We start from the raw sequence: 25,925 nt of genomic DNA, 5'->3' as shown, positions 1-25,925 counted from the left end.
AAGTCAGTTAACACTGACCTCACTCGCCAGGAAGCCAGTTATGCGTCGCCTGTTACTCGCCTGCCTGCTCATGGGCTCTGCACACGCCTTTGCCTTTGACCGCCTGCACGTCGAGGGTTACACCTTGCCCAACGGCCTGCAGCTGCTGCTCAAACCGGGCACCGAACGCGGGCATGTGGCGATTCGCCTGGTGGTCGGCGTGGGCCTGGATGACTTCCGTTGCGAAGACAAGGAACTGCCGCACCTGCTCGAACACTTGTTGTTCAGCGGTATCGACGGCGGCGGCGAAGGCGAACTCGAAGAACGCATGCAAGCCCTGGGCGGCGAGTGGAACGCCTACACCAGCAACGCCGACACCACCTTCGTGATCGAGGCGCCCGCGCAAAACCAGCGCAAGGTCCTGGACCTGCTGCGGGCGATCCTCACCCGCGCCGAACTGACCGATGCCCATATCAATGCAGCCAAGCAGGTGGTCGAGCGCGAAGACGGCGGCCATTACTCGCACCTGCAACGCCTGCTGGACCGCCAGGACCTGGGCCACACCGCCAGCAACCAATTGGCGGTCGAACTGGGCCTCAAGTGCGCCGAACGCGCCGAGGCCGGCCAGTTGACCCGCGACCAGTTGGAGCAACTGCGCAAAAACTGGTACGCCCCCAACAACATGACGCTGATCATCGTCGGCGACCTCGACAAACTGCTGCCGGCCTATCTGGAACGCACTTATGGCCAACTTGTCCCGGTCGAGCCCACCGAGCATCTGGCCCTGCCGGAAATCCAGCACGCCGCCGCCAACCGCCGCGACCTGATCCATGGCTGGGTCGGCAACGGCGCCAAACTGCACTGGTTGTTCCCCGAGCCGGTACTCGACGACCAGCATGACGAAACCTACAACCTGCTCAAGGACTACCTCGACTGGGCGCTGTATCGCCAACTGCGCCTCAAGCACGGTTTGTCCTACGGCCCGTGGAGCGAACGCGAAGTGCTCGGCGGCGTCGGTTTCCTCAGCCTGAATGCCGACCTCGAACGGGAAAACCTCGCCGAAGCCGAACAGGTGTTGCAAGACCTCACGGCCCAACTGCTCAAGGACGGCCTCGACCCGGCGGCATTCGCCCGCCTGCAAAACGCCGCCATCGCACGCCAGGCCTGGGCCGTGCAGGGCAACAGCGCGCTGGCCGACTATTACTGGAGCGCCTCGGGCGACTACGACAACGGTCACTTCAGCGACCCGGTCAAACGCATCAAGGCCGTGAGCCTGACGCAGACCAACCAGGCCATGCGCCAACTCTTCAAGCAGCCGGGCTACTGGCGCATCGAGAAACCGCTGCTGAGCTACGACATGCTGAACTGGATCGGCGCCGGTGTGCTCGGGCTGATCGCGATTGGAGTGATCGGCGTGCGCAGTTATCGCAAACGGATCGCGTAATGAGGCACCGCACCCTGGGCTAAGACGTTATTCTGTCTGGGATTTTTCCTACAAAGACTGTGACCGCCGAATGCCGAACCTGAACCACTACATCCAGCGCATCCTCGAACTGATGAAGCGCTACCCAGGGGTGATTGCACTCGGCGGTTTCATCTCGGGGGTGAGCAGCTTCATCCTGGTGGACCGCCAGCAGGGCATGGCCAGCTGGATCGCGGTGATCATGCTGGTGAGCTGGCTGTGGCTGATGCTGGAAAACAGCTTTACCCAGCTGTTCACCAAACTCTTCAAGCGCGAAATCCCCGAACCGCTGCTGCGCTACGCCACCCAGATGATCCACCAGGAAAGTCTGTTTTTCGTGCTGCCGTTCTTTTTCATCACCACCACCTGGAACAGCGGCCAATCGATCTTCACCGGGCTGCTCGGCGCGGCGGCGCTGGTGTCGATCACCGACCCGCTGTATTACAAGTGGCTGGCGCCCAAACGCTCGCTGTTCCTCGCCTTGCACACCTTGACCCTGTTCGCCGCGCTGCTCACCGCGCTGCCGATCATCCTGCACCTGACCACCGCCGAGAGTTACAAGCTGGCCCTCGGCGTGGCCATGGTCCTGTCGATCCCGAGCCTGGCCGTAAGCCTACCGCTGCGCAGCGTCAAAGGCTGGGCGATGCTGCTCGGGGTCACGGCCGCGATTGGCTGCGCCGGATGGTTCCTACGCAGTTGGGTTCCACCGGCCACCTTGTGGATGACCGAAGTGGCGATCAGCACCCAGTTGCAAGACCGCACACCCGGCGACGATCTCAAAGAGGTCAGCGCCGCCCAACTGCGCAGCGGCGGGCTGTATGCCTATACCGCGATCAATGCCCCGCGCGGGCTGGATGAGCGGATCTACCATGTGTGGAAATTCAACGGCCAGGAAGTCGACCGCATCGCCCTGGATATCCACGGCGGGCGCAAGGAAGGCTACCGCGCCTGGACCCACAAGCAGAACTTCCCGGCCGACTCCGTGGGGCGCTGGCAAGTCCGGGTGCTGACCGAGGACGGGCAGGTGATCGGTGTGCTGCGCTTCAAAGTGACTGACACAGCACAAACGGACAACCCAAAGTAAGCTGTATCGTGCTATTACGTAGGCATTGTGGATAGCCAGACAAGCTCGGAGCTTATGACCACTCGTACCTCGGCCGGCACAGCCCACCTCGATACGTCCACCGCCCCCCCGTTACTCAGGATTACGGGGGACTGGACGCTTGCCCACTACACAAACCTGAAGAAACTGTCGGACAAACTCGACGGCCAATACGACGCCGGTGCCCGCATCGACCTCAATGGCCTCGGTGCCCTCGACACAGCCGGCGCCTCACTGCTGGTGGAGCTGCTGGGCCCGGACCGCATCGAGCAATCCGCCGAGCAGACCGATTGCAGCCTGTCCGCCGCCGACCGCGCGCTGCTCAAGACCGTCTACCGCTCCCTGAACGATTTCTGCGTACCGGAAAAAGCGCCGGAAGAAGCCGCCGGCATCCAGTTGCTGGCGCGCATCGGTGCCGCGGTGGACACAGTGTGGCTGGACAGCAAGCAACTGCTGGGCTTTATCGGCCTGATCCTGGAAACCTTCGCCCGCAGCATTTTCCGGCCCAAGCGCTGGCGCGTGACGCCGATGGTTGCGCATATCGAACAGACCGGCCTCGACGCCGCGCCCATCGTCGCCTTGCTGACGTTTCTGGTGGGCGCCGTGGTGGCATTCCTTGGCGCCACGGTACTCAAGAGCTTTGGCGCGACGATTTTCACCGTGGACCTGGTAGCGTTCTCCTTCCTACGGGAATTCGGCGTCTTGCTCACCGCGATCCTGATCGCCGGCCGCACCGCCAGTGCCTTTACCGCACAGATCGGCTCGATGAAGGCCAACGAAGAAATCGACGCAATCCGCACCCTGGGCCTGGACCCGATGGAGCTGCTGGTATTGCCCCGGGTACTGGCACTGCTGGTGTCGCTGCCGATGCTGACGTTCCTGGCGATGCTCTCGGGGATTGTCGGCGGCGGGGTGGTGTGTGCGCTGACCCTGGATATTTCGCCGGCGATGTTCCTCTCGCTGCTGCAGTCGGACATTGGCGTGAAGCATTTCCTGGTGGGCATGGTGAAAGCGCCGTTCTTCGCCTTCCTGATCGCCGCCATCGGTTGCCTGGAAGGCTTCAAGGTCAGCGGCAGCGCCGAGTCGGTCGGCGCCCATACCACCTCCAGCGTGGTGCAATCGATTTTTGTGGTGATCGTGCTCGATGCAGTCGCCGCGCTGTTCTTCATGGAGATGAGCTGGTGAGTCGCCGACCCCGAGCGCCCAGCGAGGCGGTGATCGAAGTCCGTGGGCTGTGCAATCGCTTTGGCAGCCAGAGCGTGCATGAAAACCTCGACCTGGATCTGTACAAGGGCGAAATCCTCGCCGTGGTCGGCGGTTCCGGCAGCGGCAAGTCGGTGCTGTTGCGCAGCATCGTCGGCCTGCGCCGGCCCAGCGCAGGCGAGGTGCGGGTATTCGGCAAGGACTTGTCGAACCTGCCGGAGCATGAGCGCTCCCTGGTGGAACGACGCTTTGGCGTACTGTTCCAGAAGGGCGCGCTGTTTTCCTCGCTGACGGTGATCGAGAACGTCGCGCTGCCGCTGATCGAACACGCCGGCCTGAGCCGCGCCGACGCCGAGCACCTGGCTGCGGTCAAACTGGCCCTGGCCGGGTTGCCGTTGTCGGCGGCCGACAAATACCCGGCGTCGCTGTCCGGCGGCATGATCAAGCGTGCAGCCCTGGCCCGTGCCCTGGCGCTGGACCCGGACATCCTGTTCCTCGACGAACCCACCGCCGGGCTCGACCCGATCGGCGCCGCGCAATTCGACCAACTGATCCTGACCCTGCGCGATGCGCTGGGCTTGAGTGTGTTCCTGGTCACCCATGACCTGGACACGCTGTACACCATCACCGACCGCGTGGCGGTGCTGGCGCAGAAGAAAGTGCTGGTGGCCGATGCCATCGATGTCGTCTCGGAAACCGACGACGCCTGGATTCACGAATATTTCCACGGCCCCCGGGGCCGCGCGGCATTGGATGCCGCTCAACCGCTCAACGAGGTATGACATGGAAACCCGAGCCCATCATGTGATGATCGGTCTGTTCAGCGTGATTGTGGTAGTCGGCGCGATGCTGTTCGGCCTGTGGCTGGCCAAGTCCAGCGTCGACACCGCGTTCCAGGATTACGAAGTGATTTTCAACGAGGCGGTCAGCGGCCTGTCCCAGGGCAGCTCGGTGCAGTACAGCGGGATCAAGGTGGGCGATGTCATCAGCCTGCGCCTGGACCCCAAAGACCCGCGCCGCGTGCTCGCGCGCATCCGCCTCTCCGGGCAGACGCCAATCAAGGAAGACACCCAGGCCAAACTGGCGCTGACCGGCATCACTGGCACATCGATCATCCAGCTCAGCGGCGGCACACCGCAAAGCCCGAAACTCAAGGGCAAGGACGGCAACCTGCCGGAGATCATTGCCTCGCCATCGCCAATCGCGCGGTTGCTGACCAACAGCAACGACCTGATGACCAGCATCAACCTGCTGCTGCACAACGCCAACGAAATGTTCTCCGCGCAGAATGTCGAGCGCATCAGCAACACCCTGGACCACCTGGAACAAACCACCGGCGCGATTGCCGAGCAGCGCGGTGATATCAAGGTGGTGATGCAGCAACTGATGCAGGTCAGCAAGCAGGCCGGTGCCGCCCTGGAGCAGACCACTGCGCTGATGCGCAATGCCAACGGCCTGCTCAACGATCAAGGCAAGCAGGTCTTCGGCAGCGCCGAACAGGCGATGAAATCCCTTGAGCAAAGCACCGCGACCATCAATACCTTGCTGACCGATAACAAGGACTCGGTGAACAGCGGCATGCAGGGCCTCAACGAACTGGCGCCGGCCGTGCGCGAACTGCGCGAAACCCTCGGTTCGCTGCGCGCCATCTCCCGCCGCCTGGAAGCCAACCCCAGCGGTTACCTGCTGGGCAGCGACAAGAACAAGGAGTTCACGCCATGAAGCGTGCTTACCAACTGATCGCCCCCGTGGCCCTGGCGCTGGTCAGCGCGTGCTCGATCCTGCCCAGCCCCAACCCGTCCGACGTCTATCGCCTGGCCTCGGCCCCGGCGACCACCCAAGCGGCGCCGGTAGCCTGGTCGCTGCGCGTGACCAAGCCGCAGACCAGCGAGTTCCTCGACAGCTCGCGCATTGCCGTGGTGCCCCAGGGTGATCTGATCAGCAGCTACGCCAACTCACGCTGGAGCGACCCGGCGCCGGTGCTGCTGCGTAACCGCTTCATGGATGGCTTCCAGCGCGATGGCCGGGTGACACTGCTGAGCAGCGACGAGACCAACCTGCAGGCCGACTACGAGTTGGGCGGGCAATTGCAGGCGTTCCAGAGCGAATACCGCGGCAACGCAGTGGAGGTGGTGATCCGCCTGGATGCGCGGCTGGTGCGCGGCAGCGATCAGCGGATCATTGCCAGCCGCCGGTTTGAAGTGCGCCAGCCAGTCGGCGACAACAAAGTACCGGCGGTGGTGGCCGGGTTTGGGCTGGCGGGGGATCAGTTGAACAAGCAGGTGGTGGATTGGGTGGTGGCGCAGGGCAACACTGCGCCGAAGCGCTGAGGGCCTCATCGGGAGCAAGCTCCCTCCCACAGTTGACCGCGTTTCGTCAGGATGAATACGGTTGAGTGTGGGAGGGAGCTTGCTCCCGATAGCTATCCAAGCCTTAACCGAAAAACCAGTAGCACACCGCAATCGCCGCCACCACACCAGCAAACTCCGCCAGCAATGCACAACCCACCGCATGCCTTGCCCGCTGGATGCCCACCGAGCCGAAATACACCGCCAACACATAGAAGGTGGTCTCGGTACTGCCCTGAACCGTCGCCGCCACCAACGCCGGGAAGCTGTCGACGCCCTGGGTCTGCATGGTCTCGATCAACATCGCCCGTGCGGCACTGCCGGAGAACGGCTTGACCATCGCGGTCGGCAGCGCGTCGACGAAGCGCGTGTCCAGGCCGGTCCAGGCCACCACATGACGAATGCCTTCCAGGCCAAAGTCCAGCGCGCCGGACGCACGCAACACGCCCACCGCGCAAAGCATCGCCACCAGGTATGGCAGCAGGTTCTTGGCGACGTCGAAGCCTTCTTTGGCCCCTTCGACAAACGCCTCGTACACCTTCACCTTGCGCAACGCGCCGACCAGCAGGAACAGCATGATCAGACCAAACAGCGTCAGGTTGCCGAGGATCGACGACAGCCCGGCCAGCGCCGTGGCGGACAAGGTCGCCAGCAATGCCATGAAGCCGCCCAGCAGCAGTGCGCCCGGGATCAAATAGGCCAGCACCACCGGGTCCCACAGCCGCAGGCGCTGCATCACCGCCACCGAGAGCAAGCCCGTCAGGGTCGACGCGCTGGTGGCCAGCAGGATCGGCAGGAACACCAGCGTCGGGTCGGCCGCGCCTTGCTGGGCGCGGTACATGAAGATGGTCACCGGCAACAGCGTCAGCGAGGACGCGTTGAGCACCAGGAACAGAATCTGCGCGTTACTCGCGGTATTGGGGATCGGGTTGAGTTCCTGCAACGCCTTCATGGCTTTCAGGCCGATGGGCGTGGCGGCGTTGTCCAGGCCCAGGCCGTTGGCGGCGAAGTTGAGGGTGATCAAGCCGATGGCCGGGTGGCCGGCCGGCACTTCCGGCATCAGCCGGCGGAACAGGGGGCCCAGGGCCTTGGCCAACCAATTGACGATCCCGGCTTTTTCGGCGATGCGCAAAAACCCCAGCCATAACGTCAGGGTGCCGAACAGCAACACCATGACCTCCACCGACAATTTGGCCATGGCGAAAATGCTTTCCACCATCGCCGCAAAAATCCCGGCGTTACCGCCCACCAGCCATTGCGCCAGTGCTGACACCATTGCCACGACAAAGAAGCCAAGCCACAGGCCATTGAGCATCAGTTGAATCCCCCGAAAGATGGGGCGAATGATAGCGGGGCTGGCAGAAACGACAAACCCCGGATTTCCCGGGGTTTGTTCGCATCAGGCTGGCCTCAGCCGCGGCTGGTCTCGCCGACCGGCAGCACTTGCTTGGTGCGCCAGTGCGGCAGGGAGTTCCAGTAGCGCTCGCCCTTGGCATCGTCGTACATGCCTTCCCAACGGGAGATAACCAGTACCGCCAGGGCGTTGCCGATCACGTTGAGCGCGGTACGCGCCATGTCCATGATTCGGTCGACGCCGGCAATGAACGCCAGGCCTTCCAACGGAATGCCCACGCTGCCCAGCGTCGCCAGCAACACCACGAAGGACACACCCGGCACACCGGCGATGCCCTTGGAGGTGACCATCAGCGTCAACACCAGCATCAGTTGCTGGCCGACCGACAAATCAATGCCATACAGCTGCGCGATAAAGATCGCCGCGATGCTCTGGTACAGGGTCGAACCATCGAGGTTGAACGAATAACCGGTCGGCACCACGAAGCTGCAGATCGCCTTCGGCGCGCCGTAGGCTTCCATCTTCTCGATCACACGCGGCAGCACGGTTTCCGAACTGGCGGTGGAGTAGGCCAGCACCAGCTCATCCTTGAAGATACGCATCAGCTTGATCACCGAGAAGCCGAACAGGCGTGCGATCAGGCCCAGGACCACAAAGGCGAAGAACAGGATGGCGACGTAAACCAGGATCACCAGCTTGGCCAGTGGCAGCAGGGAAGCGAAGCCGAAGTTGGCGACGGTCACCGCGATCAGCGCGAACACACCGATAGGCGCGTACTTCATGATCATGTGGGTGACTTTGAACATGCTCTCGGACACGCCCTGGAACATCGTCACCAACGGTTCGCGCAGCTCAGGCTTGAGGCTCGACAGGCCCAGGCCGAACAGCACGGAGAAGAAGATGATCGGCAGCATCTCGCCACGCGCGACGGCGGCAAAGATGTTCGACGGGATCAGGTTGAGGATGGTCTGGACGAACGCATGCTCATGCTGCACTTCCGCTGCGGTCGCCTGGTACTTGGAGATGTCCACGGTACCCAGGGTACTCATGTCGATGCCCGTACCGGGGTGGAACAGGTTGGCCAGCAACAGGCCGACCACGATGGCGATGGTGGTGACGATTTCGAAGTAAAGGATGGTTTTGACACCGATGCGCCCGAGCTTTTTCGCGTCACCGACACCGGCAATGCCGACGATCAGCGAAGAAATCACAATCGGGATCACGATCATCTTGATCAGGCGGATAAAGATATCGCCCGCTGGCTGCAGCACATTGCTGATCCACCAGGCCTTTTCAGCACTGAAATGGTTGAGCACGGCACCGATTGCGATACCCAGCACCAAACCGATGAGGATCTGCCAGGCGAGGCTTAGCTTTGCCTTCTTCATGTCATTACCCTTACTTCAAGTGAACTTAAGGCAAATGCGCCAGCTGCAACGCTCGGAAGCGAAAAAGTGTGTGCATCTGCCTCCGTAGAAAGTCATCGCCGCATGGCCGAAATGGCTTACTGGCAGGCGAAAAAAGGCGCAACTATTCCCATGCAAGGGGGCGACGTCTAATGCCGTAAACGCCTACCCCATGCCGAATCGGCATGGCTTTTTTTAAGAATAACTGTCCGAACGGTCAGTTCAAATGCGACATGTTGCCCGGTGAATATGCCGTGAACCGGTCAAATCAGGCTCGCTCAGAGATTCAGGAGACCTCAGGGCATTCGCGAAAATGCCTGTGTATTCAGGGGCCTGTTGTCTGAAATGTCCTATAGCGCAGGCAAAATTTTCTCGATAGATGGTCGCCCCGACATACCCAGTAATGATTGGGCTCGGGCGAAAAGAAGACTCTCGGCTATGAGCGGCATAAGAAGCGGGGATGAACGTAATAAGCGCGCCGCAAATCCAGCAAGCTCGAAAGCGGGTGGACTTGCGGCGCAGCTTTTCACCTGACCCGGCCCTTGCGCAGGCACTCCCTGTCCCCGTAGGTCGCGCCGATCGCGAAGGATCAGAGCAACCCGGCCCCCTGGTCATGCATCACCCTTGGCGAGCGATGCAAACAGAAAGAAGCGCACAGGCTTCTTTCTATGGACGCCGGTCCCGTAGACGACAAATGCATCAGACGGAACCTAGTACCAATTCGGATCGTTCTTAAGCTGCTCCATCAGCAGTTTTTGCATGCCTGCGTCCGGCTTACCGATAAACCGGTAATCGGCGTGCCGGGTCGGGGACTTGTCCGCCGGCAGGCCGGCCGGGACTTCCACCAACATGGCGTAGGCATCTTCCTTGTCGTAACTGAAGGCGACGATCAGGCGCTTGTTTCGGCAGGTGTCTGCGGTTTCGCAGAGCGGCCCGACCAAGTACTTGTCGCCACCTTCTTCGACGGCATTCATTTGCTCGGCGGCGCCAGACAGGTTCATGACCCATTCTGGCAGGCGCTCTTCTTTCTTCACCACGCTTTGCCAGGTTTCACGGTACTGCGGGTCCGCGCCGAGCAATTCGTTGGCGCGGCTCTGGCCGTCGTGAGCGGCCATCGCCAAGCCGCTGCCGCCCAGGAGCAGGACGGCAGCCATGGTTTTGAGGGACAAACGGGTCATATTCAGCCTCGGCCACGACGACCAAAGAAGAACGAAGCGATGAACATCACCAGGAAGACCACAAACAGGATCTTGGCGATACCCGTGGCGGTGCCCGCGATACCACCGAAGCCCAGGACTGCAGCCACAATGGCGATGATCAGAAATGTGATTGCCCAACTCAACATGGTGATTCTCCTTACGCTTTTATAGGGGGTGACAGCGGTACTGCCGTGCAATCGCTCAACTCAAGCGACCTTTTATTGCCTAGAACACCCAACGTTCCTGGGATGGCAGTTCATTCAGGGCAGACGCCTGGTCAACCATCCGCAGTTGGGGAACGGTTACATCGGCAGAAACGCTGCCAACGGAACGGCTATCAATGGAACGAAAGTGGGTCTGGGTCATCGCCGGACGTTCGAAATGCGGGGTTTGCTGCTGACTCTGCTGCCAATGCTGCAGCTGCTGGCCGCCAATCAACGTGACCATCAAGGCCAGGCTGGCGAACAGGCCTTGTTGCAAGCGCAGTGGCGATACATGCAGTGAGCTGAGGCTTGGGCGAGTCATGCTGCTTTCTCCCGCATTTTGATTATTCGTTAGGAGAGCTATTGCAGAGCGCATGCCAGTTTTTTTACAAAATAATATTCAACTAAATCAATAAGTTAGATATATGCGACCGGAGCAAAGCCCAGCATCCTGCACGATGGCCGCCTGGGCGCCGTGCGAAATGCACGATCGCCAGCGGTCGGATCGACGGATAGAAAACCCATCGCGCGTTGCCGAAGTGGCAAGAAGGCATGAAAACGCCATTGGGCGCAGGCTTTGTAGGAATGCAGGCAGATAGCTGCACGACGTTGCGTTTTATCGATCAGAATGAACCATGCAACTTGCCCGATTATTCCGGGACTAAACACCATCATTCATATTAAGGAGCGCGGGACAGATGGAATCAGCCAAGGAACTTCAAGGCCGCATTCTTTTGGTGGACGACGAATCCGCGATCCTTCGTACCTTCCGTTATTGCCTGGAAGATGAGGGCTACACCGTAGCCACCGCCAACAGCGCCGCCCAGGCCGATGCCTTGATGCAACGCCAGGTGTTCGACCTGTGCTTCCTCGACCTGCGCCTGGGCGAGGACAACGGCCTGGATGTGTTGGCGCAGATGCGTATCCAGGCGCCGTGGATGCGCGTGGTGATTGTGACCGCGCATTCCGCCGTCGACACCGCGGTGGATGCCATCCAGGCCGGCGCGGCTGATTATCTGGTCAAACCGTGCAGCCCCGACCAACTGCGTCTGGCCACCGCCAAACAGCTGGAAGTGCGCCAGCTCTCCGCGCGCCTGGAAGCACTGGAAGGCGAAGTGCGCCAACCGAAAGACGGTCTCGACTCCCACAGCCCGGCGATGATGGCGGTGCTGGAAACTGCGCGCCAAGTGGCCGGGACTGACGCCAACATCCTCATCCTCGGCGAGTCCGGCACCGGTAAAGGCGAGCTGGCGCGGGCCATTCATGGCTGGAGCAAGCGCTCGAAGAAATCCTGCGTCACCATCAACTGCCCGTCGCTGACGGCGGAGCTGATGGAAAGCGAACTGTTCGGCCATAGCCGCGGAGCCTTTACCGGCGCCAGCGAAAGCACCTTGGGCCGGGTCAACCAGGCGGATGGCGGCACGCTGTTTCTCGACGAGATCGGCGATTTTCCCCTCACTCTGCAACCCAAATTGCTGCGTTTTATCCAGGACAAGGAATACGAGCGCGTGGGCGACCCGGTCACCCGGCGCGCCGATGTACGCATCCTCGCGGCCACCAACCTGAATCTCGAAGACATGGTGCGCGACGGCCGCTTCCGCGAAGACTTGCTGTACCGCCTCAACGTCATCACCTTGCACCTGCCGCCGTTGCGCGAACGCAGCGAAGACATCCTGGCCTTGGCCGACCGCTTCCTCGCCCGCTTCGTCAAGGAATACGCCCGCCCGGCGCGGGGCTTCAGCGATGAGGCACGCGAAGCGCTGCTCAACTACCGCTGGCCGGGCAATATCCGCGAGCTGCGCAACGTGGTGGAGCGCGCGAGCATTATCTGCCCGCAGGAAAAAGTCGAAATCAGCCACCTCGGGATGGCCGAACAGCCGACCAACAATGCCCCCCGTATCGGTGCAGCGTTGAGCCTGGACGAGCTGGAAAAAGCGCATATCGGCGCGGTACTTGCCACCAGCGACACCCTGGATCAGGCGGCCCGCACCCTGGGCATCGACGCGTCGACGCTGTACCGCAAACGCAAACAGTACAACCTGTGAGCGGCACCCTATGAAGTTAGCGATGACATTGCGCACTCGGTTATTCCTGAGTATCTCAGCGCTGATCACCGTCGCCCTGCTGGGGTTGATCCTGGGCCTGGTCAGCGTGATGCAGATGGCCAAGACCCAGGAGTCGTCGATCCGCAGCAACTTCATCACCCTCGACCTGGGACTCAAACTGCGCCAGAGCCTGGGCGATCAGTTGATGATGATGCTCGAACAGCGCCCCAATCCCGAGGCGCTGCAAGCGTCCGAACAGCGTTACTTCGAGCTGCTCGACCAAGGCATTGCGCATGAACAGCGCGACGGGAACAGCGGCGGTTTCAGCCGGGCCCGGGCCGACTATCAGCGCTTCCTGGCGGCTTTTGACGAGTCTCAACAAGCGTCCCCACCGCCCGGCAGCAAAGAGAAAATCACCGAAACCTTCAATGTCCTGCGCAACGGCCTGATCGCCGAGCACAAGCAGGCCTTGGAAAACATCAGCGCCAGCGAACATAAATCCCGCGAGCGCGCCTTGTTGATCGCCGGGCTGCTGGGGTTGGTTGGCCTCGCGGTGTTGATCATCGGTTTTGTTACCGCCCATGGCATCGCCCGACGGTTTGGCGCGCCGATCGAAGCACTGGCCAAGGCCGCCGACAAGATCGGGCAAGGCGATTTCGAAGTGACCCTGCCCATTTCTTCGGCAGCGGAAATGAACCAACTGACCCGGCGCTTCGGCATCATGGCCGAAGCCTTGCGCCAGCATCAGGCAACCAATATCGATGAGTTGCTCGCCGGCCAGCAGCGCCTGCAGGCGGTACTCGACAGTATCGACGACGGCCTGTTGATGATTGACCGGCAAGGCCGCCTGGAGCACCTCAACCCAGTGGCACAGCGCCAGTTGGGCTGGGACGAGGAACGTCTCGGCCAGGGCCTGGGCGAGGCGCTGGGTCGCCCGGAAATGGACGATCAGCTGCAACTGGTGCTGCGTGGCGGCAGCCTGGAGCGCGCGCCGGACGACTTGGAAGTGGAAGTCGAGGGCGAACTGCGCCTGCTGACCTACAGCCTGACGCCGGTGAGCCACACCCAGGGGCATATCCTCGGTGCCGTGATGGTGCTGCATGACGTCACCGAACAGCGCGCCTTTGAACGGGTACGCAGCGAGTTCGTGTTGCGCGCCTCCCACGAACTGCGCACGCCGGTGACCGGTATGCACATGGCCTTCGGTTTGTTCCGCGAACGCGCGAAGTTTCCTGCGGAGTCCCGTGAAGCGGACCTGCTGGATACGGTCAATGAAGAAATGCAGCGCCTGATGCAGTTGATCAATGACCTGCTCAACTTTTCGCGCTACCAGAACGGCCTGCAGAAACTCACCCTGGCCCCGTGCGATGTCACCGACCTGCTGGAGCACGCACGGGCGCGCTTTGCCGAGCCGGCGAATGCACAACACATCGAACTGCTGGTAGAAGCCCAGCCCGACCTGCCTCGGCTGTATGCCGACCAGGCGCAACTGGAACGCGTGCTCGACAACCTGTTGGGCAACGCCCTGCGCCATACCGCCGAGGGCGGGCAGATCCGTCTGCAGGCACGGCGCCATGGCGAGCGGGTGATCATCAGCGTCGAGGACAACGGCGAAGGTATCGCCTATGGCCAACAAGGGCGCATCTTCGAACCCTTCGTGCAGGTGGGTCGCAAGAAAGGCGGCGCCGGCCTGGGGCTGGCGCTGTGCAAGGAGATCGTGCAACTGCACGGCGGCCGCATGGGCGTGTATTCGCGGCCGGGGCAGGGCACGCAGTTCTACATGGCGTTGCCGCTGTAGCGATTAACGCCGGTCGAGGGCACGCAGGATCGCGGCACTCTCGGCATCCGGCGTGCCATCGAACAGCGCAGGGCGGAAGTGCATCTGGAACGCGGCGAGCACATGGCGCGTGGCGACGTCCAGCTCACCGGTCTGCGGCGTCTGGTAGCCCAGGTGCGCCAACGCTTCCTGGAACCAGGTGATGCTCGGCAGGTCCGTGGCGTACTGCGCCTGGAAGCGTGCCACCGCCTGCGCGTCGGGCCAGACGCCCAGGCCTTTCTCGGCCAGGCGCTTCCATGGGAACAACGGCCCCGGGTCCAGCTTGCGCAGCGGCGCGATGTCGCTGTGACCGATGATGTTTCTGGGGTCGATGCCGTTGCGCGTGCTGATGTCCTTGAGCAACACCTCCAGGGATTTCACCTGCGCTTCGGAATACGGGTACCACACGCGGCCCGTCGGCGTGTCGCGGAACCCTGGGTTGACGATCTCGATCCCGATGGAGCTGGAGTTCAGCCAGGTGCGGCCCATCCACTCGCTTTCCCCGGCATGCCAGGCGCGCTGGCTTTCATCCACCAGCTTGTAGATGGTGCCCGAAGCGTCGTCGCCGATCAGGTAATGGCTGCTGACCTGACCATGGGTCAGCAGCGCCAGGGAGCGTTCGAGGTTGGTCGAGGTGTAATGGACGACCACGAACTGCACGCGGTTGTCATGGTTGACCGAAGGGTGGCTGGTATCCAGGCGCGGGCCGCTGGCGCAGCCGCTGAGCAGGAGGAACACAAAGGCGAAGTACACGGATTTCATGGCGGATAACGTTACGCTGAAGACGATAATGCAACAGTGTAACGTACCGTTTGTGGCCCGAACGTCAAATTACAAAATGGAACATCTTTTAGGCCGCCTGCACCCGGTTACGTCCCGCTGCCTTGGCCCGGTACAACGCCTCATCGGCGCGCTTGAGCGCCAGGTCGCTGCGCTCGCCGGGCTGGAACTGCGCCACGCCCATCGACACCGTGATCGTCACCGGCTCGCCCTTGAAGTGGAACGGGCAGACTTCAATCGCCGCACGCAGCGCTTCGCCGGCGGCGAGGGCATTCGCCAGGGATGAGTCGGGCATCAGCAACACAAACTCTTCGCCGCCGAAGCGCGCAATGAAGTCGCCGGGGCGCAGGCGCTTGCGCAGCACGCTGGCGATGATTTTCAGCACTTTGTCCCCGGCCAGGTGCCCGTAACCGTCGTTGATACGCTTGAAGTGATCAAGGTCCAGCATCGCCAGCGACAGGCTGTTGCCGCGCTGATGCCAGAGGTTGACCTCATGGTCCAGGCGCTCGCTCCACGCGGCACGGTTGGGCAAGCCGGTAAGCGGATCGACCAGCGCTTTCTGGCGCTGCACTTCGAGGTGATCGCGATAACCCTGGGCCTCCTGCTCCATATTGGCGACGCGTTCGGCGAGCCCTTTCAAGCGCTCCGCCACTTCCTGCTCGCGCAGGTCACGCTGCTGCTGGTGCTGGTCCATGGTGCCGAGCAGGCCTTCAAGGTGGCTTTCCAATACCTGCTTGAGGCTGTCCAGGTCGGCGGCGCCCTGCACACTGCTTTGCAGGCCGTCGACCTGTTCGCGGATTTGCGTGTCCAGCTCACGGGCGGCCGAGCGACTGTCGGCATAGCCTTCGCTGGCCGTCTGCAGATGGCCCTGGAACGCTTCGAGGCGTTCGTTGAGCTGCTTGAGGTAGGCCTCGAACTCATGCTGGCCGCTGTCGGTGATCGCCAGCATCAGCGTGGCCAGGTCATCGAGGATCGGCAGCAGTTCGTACCAGTTCAAACCATGGGCCAGGCGCTCGCGCATGGCCTCGGCCTGGGGCCGGTGGCGCTCGGGCAGGGACAGGTCCTCCAGCAGGCCAAGCAAGGTGTCTTCAATGTGTTTGGCCACGGAGCTGTAGGACGGCTCCGGCGAATCGGGCAGGGCGTAGATTGCGTCCGCCAGCAGCTCGTCCGGGTCCGGCGCGTCCAGCACCGGCGGCAGTGACAGGCTGCCGATGACGGTTTGTTGCGGTGCATCGACCTGAACCGGTGGTGGTTCGATAAGCGCGGCGAGTGCACTTTCGGCGCCAGGTTCTGGCGCCGCTGCTGGAAGCGCGGCAGGCGCCGCCACTTCGACGGGCCGGGCGATCGGCACGGGCTGGGGCGCGGCTTCGGGGGCGACGACCGGGCTCACGACCTCGGCCGCCGTGGCCACCGTGGCCGCCTTGGCCGCTGCCACCGGTTCCGGCGGGGGCGGGGCCGAGCCTTGCGGCAACGGCGCGAACGCCCGCAGGGCCTGGGCCAACTCGTCGGACTGGGGCGGCGGTGCCGCTTCGGCGACGGGTTCGGGCACCGGCCTGGCGGCGGCGGCGGGCGCAGAGGGCGCAGAAGGCGGCGGCGCGGGCTCGCCGGTCGGCGCCTCACTCGCAACTTCCTTGGCACCAAACAGACGTTGCAGCAGGCCGGGACCGGGGCGTGGGGTTTCGCCGTCCGGTTCCAGGTTATTCAACGCCTGCCCTTGCAGGTTGCTCAACTCACTGAGCAACAGCGGGATCTCGCGCGCCTGACCCACGCGGCTATCCAGCTGCTTGGCGAAGGTTTTCAACGGGCGGGCCACCTCGCGGGGCAGCGGCAGTTTCTGCAACTGCGCAACCAGGGCCGTGAGCGCGCTGCTCATCTGGTCAATCCGGGTTTCGCGACGCTGCTCCGAATCCAGTACGGCTTTTTCCAGGCGCGGCAGCAATGCGGCGAGGGCGGCATCCATGTCGTCGCTGCGCACCACGTCGCGCATTTCCTTCATGCATTGATCGACCGCGCGGTCGGTGCCTTCAGCGGCCAACGTACTGCGCACCAAGCCTCGGCGCAGCAGGTCGAGGCGGGCGGCCCAGCGGCGTTCGAGTTTGTCTTGTTGATCGATGCTTTTAAGGTATTTCTCTTTCCAGCGCTGGGCTTCGTCGCTCATGCAAGGGGTCCGCGAGGGCCGGGGCTCAACGCGGGCAATGCATCCACCGTGAGCGAACCCGGCAGACGAATCTCTACCGCGACCGGCAGGTGATCGGAGATGGGCTGCGCCAGCACCTGCACACTTTCAAGCGTGAGGGTCGGACTGAGCAGGATGTGATCAAGACAGCGTTGCGGGCGCCAGCTGGGGAACGTGGCTTCGACTTGCGGCGCCAGCAACCCAAGGTCACGCAACGGGGAATTCTGCAGCAGGTCGATGGCATGGGTGTTCATGTCACCCATCAACACCTGATGCTTGTAGCCGCCAATCAACTCACGCACGTAGGCCAACTGCAGGTTGCGGGTCCGCCCCCCGAGCGCCAGGTGCATCATCACCACCACCAGGGCTTCCGAACCTTCGCCAAAACGCACGAGGATCGCGCCACGACCCTTGGGGCCCGGCAATGGGTGATCTTCGATGGCCGATGGCTTCAGGCGGCTGAGCACGCCGTTGCTGTGCTGCGCCAGACGCCCGAGGTTGCGATTGAGTTGCTGATACCAGTAGGGAAATGCACCCAACTGGGCCAGGTGTTCCACCTGGTTGATGTAGCCGGAGCGAATGCTGCCGCCGTCGGCTTCCTGCAGGGCGACCAGATCGAAGTCGCCCAACAGGTCGCCGATCTTCTGCAGGTTGCCGGCCCGCCCGTTGTGGGGCAGCAAGTGCTGCCAGCCACGGGTGAGGTAGTGCCGGTACTTCTCGGTACTGATACCCACCTGGATATTGAAGCTGAGCAGCCGCAGGCGGCTGTCCGCCGGCAGGCCCGTGGATTCCAGGTGAGCTTCGTTGACCTGCGGGTCATGCAGACCGACAACGCGTTCGGTACCCCAGCGACGCATGGCAGGCCCCTTACTTGGCGGCGCGTTCTTTGGCGATCAACTGGTCGGCCACATTGAGGGTCGCTTCAGGACCGCCGGTGGTGCCCAGGTCAAAACGGTACTTGCCGTTGACGATCATGGTCGGAACGCCTTGCACGCCATAAGCCACGGCGAGTTTCTTGGCGGCTTCGATCTGGCCCTTGATGGCGAAGGAATTGAAGGTGGCCAGGAACTTGTCCTTGTCGACACCTTGGGTCGCGACGAAATCAGCCATGTCCTCAGGCTTGGTCAGACGCTTGCCTTGTTTCTGGATCGCCTCGAAGACAGCGTTGTGAACCTTGTGCTCGACACCCATGGCTTCCAGGGTCAGGAACAGTTGGCCGTGGGCATCCCAGGGGCCGCCGAACATGGCAGGGATGCGTTTGAAGTTCACGTCCTTGGGCAGTTTCTCAACCCATGGGTTGATGGTTGGCTCGAAGGCGTAGCAATGCGGGCAGCCGTACCAGAACAGCTCCACCACTTCGATCTTGCCCGGCACCGAAACCGGCACGGGGTTGGCCAATTCCACGTAGGTTTTACCGGCTTCAAGCGGCACATCGGCGGCTTGTGCGGTCATGCCGAAGAGGCTGGCGGTGACGAGAGCGGCGCTGAGGATCAGATTACGCATGCTTTACTCCTGGACAAATAAAGTCGCCTCACGCGACCTTTGTTGTGACAGGTCTGCGCGGGCATGAGTTCGTTAGTGTAACGGCACCGGCCACAAAAAAGGGCGGCCTAGGCCACCCTTTTTATGCTTGCATCAACGGATTAATCGAGCGTTAACGCAGCCCTCGATCAGTGCAGCCCCTGAATGTATTGGGAAACCGCTTCGATGTCCTTGTTGCTCAGCTTGGCGGCAATGCTCTGCATGATTTTGGTATCGCCGTCGTTGGTACGATTGCCTTCACGGAAGTCCGTCAGTTGCTTGGCGACGTACTGCGCATGCTGGCCACCCACATGCGGGAAGCCCGCAGCGGCGTTGCCCACGCCGTTAGGCGAGTGGCAACCGATGCAGGAAGGCATGCCTTTGTCGAGGTTGCCGCCGCGGAACAGTTCTTCGCCACGGGCCACTTGCTTCGGATCAGCAGCTCCCACGCTGCCTTTCTGGCTGGAAAAATAGGCCGCGATATCGGCCAGGTCCTGATCGCTGAGGTTGGTCAGCAAGCCGGTCATTTCCAGGACCGTGCGCTTGCCGTCCTTGATGTCGTGCATCTGCTTGGTCAGGTAACGCTCACCCTGGCCGGCCAGTTTAGGGAAGTTCGGCGCCGGGCTATTACCATCCGGTCCATGGCAAGCACCACACACGGCGGCTTTCGCCTGACCCGCAGCAGCGTCGCCTGCAGCATGGGCAACACCGGTGATGCCCAAGGTCAACAGCAGACTCACGATCAGTTTGTTCATCAGCTAATCCAACTACGGCTAAGGGTTTAAGAGTTATCTAACCGGGTTTACTCACCATCCACTCAATGATGGCCTGGTAATCCTCGGTACTGCAGTCCATGCACAAACCACGCGGCGGCATTGCCTTGAAACCCTGGGTCACGTGTTGCACCAGCGTGTCCATGCCTTGCGCCAGTCTGGGCGCCCAGGCTGCCTGGTCACCCCGCTTCGGGGCGTTCGGCAGTTGGCCGGCATGGCAAGCCACGCAAACTCGGTTGTACACCGCTTCCGGTTCCTGTGTAGCCTGAGCGCCGTAAAGCGGCATCAAGACACCGACAGCAAGCAACCATCTGGTCATACATCGACCTTTTCAGGGTTTGGGAGCGTTTTGCGTTCTAATGCGCAATAAAGGTCTATCGCTCCCGTGAACTTCATCCTTCGCTGGGACAAAGCACACACAAAATCTGCGGCATTATATACTGGCGCTACTGAAACGGAAACGACACCGCTTGCCGCACCCTTTTTCGGCACCGCCCATATCGGAAATCTCATGCAACTCAAGAACCCCATCCTCGGCCTGTGCCAACAGTCCACCTTCATGCTCAGCGCCGCCAAAGTGGACCAATGCCCCGATGACGAGGGCTTTGAAGTCGCCTTTGCCGGCCGTTCCAACGCGGGCAAATCCAGCGCCCTGAACACCTTGACCCATGCCAGCCTGGCGCGCACCTCGAAAACCCCGGGCCGCACGCAGTTGCTCAACTTCTTCAAGCTAGACGATGATCGGCGTCTGGTCGACCTTCCGGGCTACGGTTATGCAAAAGTACCTATCCCGCTGAAGCTGCACTGGCAGCGTCACCTCGAGGCTTACCTGGGTGGCCGGGAGAGTTTGAAGGGCTTGATCCTGATGATGGACATCCGTCATCCAATGACCGACTTCGACCTGCTGATGCTCGACTGGGCAGTCGCCAGCGGCATGCCGATGCATATCCTGCTGACCAAAGCCGACAAACTGACCTATGGCGCCGCCAAGAACACGCTGTTGAAGGTGCAGGCGGAAATCCGCAAAGGTTGGGGTGACACCATCACCATCCAGCTGTTCTCGGCGCCAAAGCGCCTGGGCCTGGAAGAAGCCTACACCGTGCTGGCCGACTGGATGGAATTGGCCGACAAGGGCGCAGAAACCGCGGAGTGACTTTTGCGCAGGCAAAAAAAACCCCGGACTTCGTATGGGGAGGGGAAGTTCGGGGTTCAAGCTCCGGACCGCTAGGGCGGGGTCCAGATATCTGCCAACACTTAACACAACATAGGAGCATTGAAGGGCTTCACCACCCATTCAGTAACTCTGAGTGGCATTTCATGAGTTAAGTTCCGGCAGGTACAAAAAACTATTTGCAATAAGCGACGGCGTTTTCGGGTCTAAAGCGTTCTGCCACCACCCTCGGCGGTGGCAGAACCGCGCTATCAGTGCGCTTCGTCCCAGTTATCACCCACGCCCACTTCCACCAGCAGCGGCACATCCAGCGTCGCCGCGTGGCTCATGTGCTGGCGGATCTCGTCACGCACTTGATCGACCAGATCCTCGCGAACCTCCAGCACCAGTTCATCGTGTACCTGCAGGATGACTTTGGCATCCAGGCCTGACGCGGTCAGCCAGTTATCCACCGCCACCATGGCTTTCTTGATGATATCCGCCGCCGTGCCCTGCATCGGCGCGTTGATCGCCGTGCGCTCGGCGCCTTTGCGCAGCGCCGGGTTCTTCGCGTTGATGTCCGGCAGGTACAGGCGGCGACCGAAGATCGTCTCGACATAACCCTGCTCGGCCGCCTGGGCGCGGGTGCGCTCCATATAGGCCAGCACGCCCGGATAGCGGGCGAAATAACGGTCGATATAGGCCTGGGACTGTTTACGATCGACACCGATCTGCTTGGCCAGGCCAAACGCGCTCATGCCGTAGATCAGGCCGAAGTTGATCGCCTTGGCGCTGCGACGCTGGTCGGTGGTGACCGCGCCCAGCTCCACGCCAAATACTTCGGCGGCGGTGGCCTTGTGTACGTCCAGGTCATTGCGGAAGGCGTGCAGCAAGCCTTCGTCCTTGGCCAGGTGCGCCATGATCCGCAGCTCGATCTGCGAGTAGTCCGCCGCCAGCAGCTTGTAGCCTTTTGGCGCGACGAACGCCTGACGAATCCGCCGGCCTTCAGCGGTGCGGATCGGAATGTTCTGCAGGTTCGGATCACTCGACGACAAACGCCCAGTGGCCGCTACCGCCTGGTGATACGAGGTATGGATGCGCCCGGTGCGCGGGTTGATCTGCTCAGGCAAGCGGTCGGTGTAGGTGCTTTTCAGCTTGCTCATGGAGCGGTACTGCATCAGCACCTTGGGCAGCGGGAAATCCTGCTCGGCCAGTTCGGCAAGCACCGCTTCGGCGGTCGACGCCTGGCCCTTGGCGGTCTTGCTGAGAACCGGGTGGCCGAGTTTTTCGTAGAGGATCGCGCCCAATTGCTTGGGCGAGCCGAGGTTGAATTCCTCACCGGCGATGGCAAATGCCTCACGCTCCAGTTCGACCATCTTCTCGCCCAGCTCAACACTCTGCACGCCGAGCAACTTGGCATCCACCAGTGCGCCCTGGCGCTCGATACGCGCCAGCACCGGCACCAGCGGCATCTCGATATCGGTCAGCACGCTGACCAGGCTGGGGATCGCCTGGAGTTTTTCGAACAAGGTCTGGTGCAGGCGCAGGGTGACGTCGGCATCTTCAGCCGCGTAAGGGCCGGCCTGTTCGAGGGAGATCTGGTCAAAGGTCAGCTGTTTGGCGCCTTTACCCGCAATATCCTGGAAGCTCACCGTGGTGTGACCCAGGTATTTCTGAGCCAGGCTGTCCATGTCATGCCGTGTGGCGGTGGAGTCGAGGACGTAGGATTCGAGCATGGTGTCGTAGGCAATGCCCTGCACCGTGATGCCACAATTCTGATCGCCACCGATGGCACAGTTGGCCAGGATATTCATATCGAACTTGGCGTGCTGGCCCACCTTGAGCTTGCTCGGGTCTTCGAGGATCGGCTTGAGCGCGCGCAGCACCGTGTCGCGGTCCAGCTGCTCCGGCACGCCCATGTAGGAATGGGTCAGCGGGATGTAGGCCGCTTCGTAGGGCTGCACCGCGAACGACAACCCAACCAGCTGCGCTTGCTGTGCATCGATGCCGGTGGTCTCGGTATCGAAGGCGAACAGCTTGGCCTCGCCGAGCTTCTTCAGCCACACATCGAAACGCGCCTGATCGAGGATGGTCTCGTACTTGAGCTCGGTGCTGACGACCGGCGCATTCTCGGCGACCGGAGCCGCCACCTCCAAGCCGGTGCGCTTGGCGTCGCGCTGCACTTCCTCGAACCAGCTTTTGAACTCCAGGAGGGTGTACAGCTCCAGGAGTTTTTCGCGATCCGGCTCGATCAGGTGCAGATCATCCAGGCCCACGTCCAGCGGCACGTCGATCTTGATCGTCGCCAGTTGATAGGAGAGGAAGGCCATGTCCTTATGCTCTTGCAGCTTGGCCGGCAGGGTCTTGGCCCCACGGATAGGCAGGCTCGGCACAATATCCAGATTTTCATACAGCTCTTTCAGGCCGCCATTGACGCCCACCAGCAAGCCAGAAGCGGTCTTCGGACCAATGCCCGGAACGCCAGGAATGTTGTCGGACGAATCACCCATCAACGCCAGATAGTCGATAATCTGCTCCGGAGCGACGCCAAATTTCTCCTTTACGCCCTCCACATCCATGGCGCTACCGGTCATGGTGTTGACCAGGGTAATGTGCCCGTCCACCAGCTGCGCCATGTCTTTGTCGCCGGTCGAGATCACCACCGGGCGGTCCGCGGCTGCGCTGCTGCGGGCCAGGGTGCCGATCACGTCATCGGCTTCGACGCCTTCGACGCACAACAGCGGGAAACCCAGGGCGATCACGCTCTGGTGCAGGGGCTCGATCTGCAGGCGCATGTCGTCGGGCATGCTTGGGCGGTTGGCCTTGTATTCGGCGTACATTTCGTCGCGAAAGGTCCCACCCTTGGCGTCGAACACGACCGCGAACGGGCTGTCCGGGTACTGCTTGCGCAGGCTCTTGAGCATGTTCAACACGCCCTTGACCGCACCGGTCGGCAGGCCTTTGGAAGTGGTCAGCGGTGGCAGCGCGTGGAAGGCGCGGTACAGATATGAAGAACCGTCCACCAGGACGAGGGGGGCTTGGCTCATGAGCAGGATCAACCTTTTCGGCGGGTCAGGCGCTAGAATAGCCGGACCACAGACAACAAAGGGACAAGGTTATCATGCGCTCATTCAATCGCCTGCTGTTGACCGGCTTGTTTGCATTCGCTCCGATGGTTGCCATGGCGGCCGACAGTGCGCCTTCGGGTGATCCGGAAGTTACCATTCGCACAGAGGGCGACAGAACCATTCAGGAGTACCGTCAAAACGGTTTCCTGTACGCAATCAAGATAACGAAGAAAGGCTTCCCACCGTATTTCCTGGTGCGCGCGGACGGAACCGATGCGAATTTCATCCGCTCTGACCAACCGGATATGCTGATCCCGTCATGGAAGATCTTCGAATGGAAATGATTTCTTAACTTCAATTGGCGCCGCACACCGCGGCGCCCGTACTGGCAGTTTTAACCATGTCTGTGTTCACCCCCCTGGCTCGGCCCGAGCTGGAAACCTTTCTTGCCCCTTACGGGCTCGGCCGCCTGCTTGATTTCCAGGGGATCGCCGCGGGTAGCGAAAACACCAATTTCTTCATCAGCCTGGAACAGGGTGAGTTCGTCCTGACCCTGGTCGAGCGCGGCCCGGTGCAGGAAATGCCGTTCTTCATCGAACTGCTCGACGTGCTCCACGACGCCGACTTGCCGGTGCCTTACGCCCTGCGCACCACCGACGGCGTGGCCCTGCGCGAATTGGCCGGCAAACCGGCGCTGCTGCAACCGCGCCTGGCCGGCAAGCACATCAAGGACGCCAATGCCCAGCACTGCGCCCAGGTCGGCGACCTGCTTGGCCATCTGCACCTGGCGACCCAGGGCGACAAGGTGCTGGAGCGCAAGACCGATCGCGGGCTGGACTGGATGCTCAGCGAAGGCGCGCAGTTGATTTCGCACCTGGACGCAGCGCCGCAACGCCTGCTGCGCGACGCACTGGATGAGATCGAGGCCCACAAGGCGCAGATCCTCGCCCTGCCGCGCGCGAATATTCACGCGGATCTGTTTCGCGACAACGCGATGTTTGAAGGCACGCACCTGACGGGCTTGATCGACTTTTACAACGCCTGCTCGGGCCCGATGCTGTACGACGTGGCGATCGCCCTGAATGACTGGTGCTCGGACGCCGACGGCGTACTCGACGGCCAGCGCGCCCGCGCACTGCTCGGGGCTTATGCGGGGTTGCGCCCGTTTACCGCGAAAGAAGCCGAGTTGTGGCCGACGATGTTGCGCGTGGCGTGCGTGCGGTTCTGGTTGTCACGCCTGATCGCGGCGGAGTCATTTGCCGGGCAGGATGTGTTGATTCATGACCCGGCGGAGTTCGAGCATCGGCTGGCGCAGCGCCAGCAGGTCGCGATCCAGCTGCCGTTCGCGCTCTAAAATGCGGGAGGGGGCTTCTTGCTCCCTCCTACAGACGTTATGCCTGGGCTTTCAGAGCGACTCCAGGCAGCCCGCCAAGTCATTGCCCAGCTTGTCCAGCACCTGTTCGTAACCTTGAGCGGAAGCCGGGGTGTACCCGCCCAACGCATCCAGCTCCGCCAATTTCACCGGCAAACCGGCCACCAGCGTTTCCGCCAGGCGCGGACGCAGCGGCGGCTCACTGAACACGCAGGTCTTGCCGACTTCCTGCAAACGTGTACGCATCGCCGCCACATGCTGGGCACCGGGCTGCACTTCGGCGGCCACGCTGAACACACCGGCGTGCTTGAGGCCGTAGGCCTCTTCGAAATAATCAAAGGCTTCGTGGAACACAAAGTAAGGCTTGTCGTGGATGCCGGCCATCCGCGCTTTCAAGCGCGCGTCCAACGCATCCAGTCGGCTCACGAACGCCTTCACGTTGAGCTGGTAGCGCTCGGCATTGGCCGGGTCCGCGGCGCTGAGGTCGGCGCCCATGCGTGCGGCAATCACCCGGGCGTTGAGCGTCGACAACCACAGATGTGCATCCAAAGTGCCTGGGCGATGATCGTGGTCATGTTCGTCGGCATCGTCGGCGTGAGAATGGCTATCTTCGGCGAAACGGCGGAGTTTCATGCCCGGAAGATCCTGCACGGCCACCGTCGGCAGGCTGCGCCCCTTGAGGACGCGGGGCAGGAAGCCTTCCATGTCCGGGCCGATCCAATACAGCAAGTCCACCGACTGCACGCGCCGCACGTCGGATGGGCGCAACGCATAGTTATGCGGCGAGGCCCCCGGCGGCAACAACACCTCGGGAACCGCCACGCCGTCCTGCACAGCCGCAGCAATCAACTGCAGCGGCTTGATGCTGGTCAGCACCTTGACCTCCGCCTGAGCGGCACCCGCGGTGAGCAAACTGGCGACAAATACGACAAAAACGGGAAAAAGTCGGGACACGATGACCACTCAAT

The 25,925-nt window shown here is 61.9% G+C and carries 24 protein-coding genes; 11 read left to right on the top strand and 13 right to left on the bottom strand.

Annotation, left to right across the window (positions count from 1 at the left end; all coding sequences use genetic code 11):
- Positions 1 to 40 precede the first annotated feature (40 nt).
- The 6 genes from JN756_RS00535 to JN756_RS00510 all read left to right on the top strand — a co-directional run bounded on the left by JN756_RS00535 (position 41) and on the right by JN756_RS00510 (position 6,076).
- Positions 41 to 1,423 (top strand): M16 family metallopeptidase, encoded by a 1,383-nt coding sequence (locus tag JN756_RS00535; protein WP_201021687.1) that lies wholly within the window; start codon positions 41 to 43, stop codon positions 1,421 to 1,423.
- 70 nt (positions 1,424 to 1,493) lie between these two features.
- Positions 1,494 to 2,525, top strand: a complete 1,032-nt coding sequence (locus tag JN756_RS00530; protein ID WP_017849044.1) for a DUF5924 family protein — start codon at positions 1,494 to 1,496, stop codon at positions 2,523 to 2,525.
- A 54-nt stretch (positions 2,526 to 2,579) separates the two neighbouring features.
- On the top strand, positions 2,580 to 3,728 hold the full coding sequence (locus tag JN756_RS00525; protein WP_046381527.1) for an ABC transporter permease: 1,149 nt from the start codon (positions 2,580 to 2,582) through the stop codon (positions 3,726 to 3,728).
- Positions 3,725 to 4,528: an ABC transporter ATP-binding protein gene (locus JN756_RS00520; protein WP_046381528.1), complete on the top strand. Its 804-nt coding sequence runs from the start codon at positions 3,725 to 3,727 to the stop codon at positions 4,526 to 4,528. The genes JN756_RS00525 and JN756_RS00520 overlap by 4 nt, the downstream gene beginning before the upstream one ends.
- Position 4,529: 1 nt before the next feature.
- Positions 4,530 to 5,468, top strand: a complete 939-nt coding sequence (locus tag JN756_RS00515; RefSeq protein ID WP_046381529.1) for an MlaD family protein — start codon at positions 4,530 to 4,532, stop codon at positions 5,466 to 5,468.
- Positions 5,465 to 6,076 (top strand): ABC-type transport auxiliary lipoprotein family protein, encoded by a 612-nt coding sequence (locus tag JN756_RS00510; RefSeq protein WP_057004949.1) that lies wholly within the window; start codon positions 5,465 to 5,467, stop codon positions 6,074 to 6,076. Before JN756_RS00515 ends, JN756_RS00510 begins: the two co-directional genes overlap by 4 nt.
- A gap of 103 nt (positions 6,077 to 6,179) precedes the next feature.
- Here the strand turns inward: JN756_RS00510 and JN756_RS00505 are convergent, their stop codons facing one another.
- From JN756_RS00505 to JN756_RS00485, 5 genes are all read right to left on the bottom strand, one after another.
- Positions 6,180 to 7,409, bottom strand: coding sequence for a spore maturation protein (locus tag JN756_RS00505; protein ID WP_017849039.1), 1,230 nt, complete (start codon positions 7,407 to 7,409; stop codon positions 6,180 to 6,182).
- A 95-nt stretch (positions 7,410 to 7,504) separates the two neighbouring features.
- Positions 7,505 to 8,836 (bottom strand): glutamate/aspartate:proton symporter GltP, encoded by a 1,332-nt coding sequence (gltP, locus tag JN756_RS00500; RefSeq protein ID WP_046381531.1) that lies wholly within the window; start codon positions 8,834 to 8,836, stop codon positions 7,505 to 7,507.
- 728 nt (positions 8,837 to 9,564) lie between these two features.
- The gene (locus tag JN756_RS00495) at positions 9,565 to 10,032 is read right to left on the bottom strand and encodes an inhibitor of vertebrate lysozyme family protein (protein ID WP_079442563.1); all 468 of its coding nucleotides are present in this window, start codon (positions 10,030 to 10,032) and stop codon (positions 9,565 to 9,567) included.
- A gap of 2 nt (positions 10,033 to 10,034) precedes the next feature.
- Entirely contained in the window at positions 10,035 to 10,199 is a 165-nt protein-coding gene (locus tag JN756_RS00490) for a DUF1328 domain-containing protein (protein WP_003170804.1), read from the bottom strand.
- A 79-nt stretch (positions 10,200 to 10,278) separates the two neighbouring features.
- Positions 10,279 to 10,578, bottom strand: coding sequence for a hypothetical protein (locus JN756_RS00485; protein WP_017849036.1), 300 nt, complete (start codon positions 10,576 to 10,578; stop codon positions 10,279 to 10,281).
- 376 nt (positions 10,579 to 10,954) lie between these two features.
- Between JN756_RS00485 and algB the strand changes: the two genes are divergently transcribed.
- Positions 10,955 to 12,301, top strand: coding sequence for a sigma-54-dependent response regulator transcription factor AlgB (gene algB / locus JN756_RS00480; protein WP_017849035.1), 1,347 nt, complete (start codon positions 10,955 to 10,957; stop codon positions 12,299 to 12,301).
- Between the two features lie 10 nt (positions 12,302 to 12,311).
- A complete protein-coding gene (locus JN756_RS00475) occupies positions 12,312 to 14,099 on the top strand; it encodes a KinB sensor domain-containing domain (protein ID WP_057004948.1) in 1,788 nt (595 codons plus the stop codon).
- 3 nt (positions 14,100 to 14,102) lie between these two features.
- On the opposite strand, the gene JN756_RS00470 is transcribed toward JN756_RS00475, so the two are convergent.
- The 6 genes from JN756_RS00470 to JN756_RS00445 form a co-directional block, all read right to left on the bottom strand.
- Positions 14,103 to 14,879, bottom strand: coding sequence for an N-acetylmuramoyl-L-alanine amidase (locus JN756_RS00470; RefSeq protein ID WP_017849033.1), 777 nt, complete (start codon positions 14,877 to 14,879; stop codon positions 14,103 to 14,105).
- A gap of 88 nt (positions 14,880 to 14,967) precedes the next feature.
- Entirely contained in the window at positions 14,968 to 17,055 is a 2,088-nt protein-coding gene (locus JN756_RS00465) for a GGDEF domain-containing protein (protein ID WP_201021686.1), read from the bottom strand.
- Positions 17,052 to 17,930, bottom strand: coding sequence for an endonuclease/exonuclease/phosphatase family protein (locus JN756_RS00460; RefSeq protein WP_046381537.1), 879 nt, complete (start codon positions 17,928 to 17,930; stop codon positions 17,052 to 17,054). The genes JN756_RS00465 and JN756_RS00460 overlap by 4 nt, the downstream gene beginning before the upstream one ends.
- Positions 17,931 to 17,940: 10 nt before the next feature.
- Positions 17,941 to 18,576 carry a thiol:disulfide interchange protein DsbA gene (dsbA, locus tag JN756_RS00455; RefSeq protein WP_017849030.1) on the bottom strand — a complete coding sequence of 212 codons (636 nt, stop codon included), beginning with the start codon at positions 18,574 to 18,576 and terminating at the stop codon, positions 17,941 to 17,943.
- A 167-nt stretch (positions 18,577 to 18,743) separates the two neighbouring features.
- The gene (locus JN756_RS00450) at positions 18,744 to 19,349 is read right to left on the bottom strand and encodes a c-type cytochrome (protein ID WP_017849029.1); all 606 of its coding nucleotides are present in this window, start codon (positions 19,347 to 19,349) and stop codon (positions 18,744 to 18,746) included.
- A gap of 37 nt (positions 19,350 to 19,386) precedes the next feature.
- Entirely contained in the window at positions 19,387 to 19,686 is a 300-nt protein-coding gene (locus JN756_RS00445; protein WP_017849028.1) for a c-type cytochrome, read from the bottom strand.
- Between the two features lie 192 nt (positions 19,687 to 19,878).
- Here JN756_RS00445 and yihA point away from each other — a divergent pair, with 192 nt between their 5' ends.
- A complete protein-coding gene (yihA, locus tag JN756_RS00440) occupies positions 19,879 to 20,520 on the top strand; it encodes a ribosome biogenesis GTP-binding protein YihA/YsxC (RefSeq protein WP_017849027.1) in 642 nt (213 codons plus the stop codon).
- 269 nt (positions 20,521 to 20,789) lie between these two features.
- Here the strand turns inward: yihA and polA are convergent, their stop codons facing one another.
- Entirely contained in the window at positions 20,790 to 23,564 is a 2,775-nt protein-coding gene (polA, locus tag JN756_RS00435) for a DNA polymerase I (protein ID WP_017849026.1), read from the bottom strand.
- A 74-nt stretch (positions 23,565 to 23,638) separates the two neighbouring features.
- On the opposite strand from polA, the gene JN756_RS00430 reads away from it, so the two are divergent.
- On the top strand, positions 23,639 to 23,929 hold the full coding sequence (locus JN756_RS00430; RefSeq protein ID WP_017849025.1) for a DUF2782 domain-containing protein: 291 nt from the start codon (positions 23,639 to 23,641) through the stop codon (positions 23,927 to 23,929).
- A 56-nt stretch (positions 23,930 to 23,985) separates the two neighbouring features.
- Entirely contained in the window at positions 23,986 to 24,939 is a 954-nt protein-coding gene (locus tag JN756_RS00425; protein WP_017849024.1) for a homoserine kinase, read from the top strand.
- A gap of 51 nt (positions 24,940 to 24,990) precedes the next feature.
- Here the strand turns inward: JN756_RS00425 and JN756_RS00420 are convergent, their stop codons facing one another.
- Positions 24,991 to 25,920 carry a zinc ABC transporter substrate-binding protein gene (locus tag JN756_RS00420; protein WP_017849023.1) on the bottom strand — a complete coding sequence of 310 codons (930 nt, stop codon included), beginning with the start codon at positions 25,918 to 25,920 and terminating at the stop codon, positions 24,991 to 24,993.
- Positions 25,921 to 25,925: the final 5 nt, after the last annotated feature.

Source organism: Pseudomonas sp. Y39-6 (genome assembly GCF_023651955.1).
In the GTDB taxonomy this organism is placed as follows: Bacteria; Pseudomonadota; Gammaproteobacteria; order Pseudomonadales; family Pseudomonadaceae; genus Aquipseudomonas; species Aquipseudomonas veronii.
Note: the sequence above shows the minus strand (reverse complement) of the source record. Positions and strands in the feature narration are given on the sequence as shown.

Excerpts from the sequence above, each read along its gene's own strand:
- JN756_RS00535 (WP_201021687.1), top strand. The coding sequence starts at position 41 with ATGCGTCGCCTGTTACTCGCCTGCCTGCTCATGGGCTCTGCACACGCC.
- JN756_RS00530 (WP_017849044.1), top strand. The coding sequence starts at position 1,494 with ATGCCGAACCTGAACCACTACATCCAGCGCATCCTCGAACTGATGAAG.
- JN756_RS00525 (WP_046381527.1), top strand. The coding sequence starts at position 2,580 with ATGACCACTCGTACCTCGGCCGGCACAGCCCACCTCGATACGTCCACC.
- JN756_RS00515 (WP_046381529.1), top strand. The coding sequence starts at position 4,530 with ATGGAAACCCGAGCCCATCATGTGATGATCGGTCTGTTCAGCGTGATT.
- JN756_RS00510 (WP_057004949.1), top strand. The coding sequence starts at position 5,465 with ATGAAGCGTGCTTACCAACTGATCGCCCCCGTGGCCCTGGCGCTGGTC.
- JN756_RS00505 (WP_017849039.1), bottom strand. The coding sequence starts at position 7,409 with ATGCTCAATGGCCTGTGGCTTGGCTTCTTTGTCGTGGCAATGGTGTCA.
- gltP (WP_046381531.1), bottom strand. The coding sequence starts at position 8,836 with ATGAAGAAGGCAAAGCTAAGCCTCGCCTGGCAGATCCTCATCGGTTTG.
- JN756_RS00495 (WP_079442563.1), bottom strand. The coding sequence starts at position 10,032 with ATGACCCGTTTGTCCCTCAAAACCATGGCTGCCGTCCTGCTCCTGGGC.
- JN756_RS00490 (WP_003170804.1), bottom strand. The coding sequence starts at position 10,199 with ATGTTGAGTTGGGCAATCACATTTCTGATCATCGCCATTGTGGCTGCA.
- JN756_RS00485 (WP_017849036.1), bottom strand. The coding sequence starts at position 10,578 with ATGACTCGCCCAAGCCTCAGCTCACTGCATGTATCGCCACTGCGCTTG.
- algB (WP_017849035.1), top strand. The coding sequence starts at position 10,955 with ATGGAATCAGCCAAGGAACTTCAAGGCCGCATTCTTTTGGTGGACGAC.
- JN756_RS00475 (WP_057004948.1), top strand. The coding sequence starts at position 12,312 with ATGAAGTTAGCGATGACATTGCGCACTCGGTTATTCCTGAGTATCTCA.
- JN756_RS00470 (WP_017849033.1), bottom strand. The coding sequence starts at position 14,879 with ATGAAATCCGTGTACTTCGCCTTTGTGTTCCTCCTGCTCAGCGGCTGC.
- JN756_RS00465 (WP_201021686.1), bottom strand. The coding sequence starts at position 17,055 with ATGAGCGACGAAGCCCAGCGCTGGAAAGAGAAATACCTTAAAAGCATC.
- JN756_RS00460 (WP_046381537.1), bottom strand. The coding sequence starts at position 17,930 with ATGCGTCGCTGGGGTACCGAACGCGTTGTCGGTCTGCATGACCCGCAG.
- dsbA (WP_017849030.1), bottom strand. The coding sequence starts at position 18,576 with ATGCGTAATCTGATCCTCAGCGCCGCTCTCGTCACCGCCAGCCTCTTC.
- JN756_RS00450 (WP_017849029.1), bottom strand. The coding sequence starts at position 19,349 with ATGAACAAACTGATCGTGAGTCTGCTGTTGACCTTGGGCATCACCGGT.
- JN756_RS00445 (WP_017849028.1), bottom strand. The coding sequence starts at position 19,686 with ATGACCAGATGGTTGCTTGCTGTCGGTGTCTTGATGCCGCTTTACGGC.
- yihA (WP_017849027.1), top strand. The coding sequence starts at position 19,879 with ATGCAACTCAAGAACCCCATCCTCGGCCTGTGCCAACAGTCCACCTTC.
- polA (WP_017849026.1), bottom strand. The coding sequence starts at position 23,564 with ATGAGCCAAGCCCCCCTCGTCCTGGTGGACGGTTCTTCATATCTGTAC.
- JN756_RS00430 (WP_017849025.1), top strand. The coding sequence starts at position 23,639 with ATGCGCTCATTCAATCGCCTGCTGTTGACCGGCTTGTTTGCATTCGCT.
- JN756_RS00425 (WP_017849024.1), top strand. The coding sequence starts at position 23,986 with ATGTCTGTGTTCACCCCCCTGGCTCGGCCCGAGCTGGAAACCTTTCTT.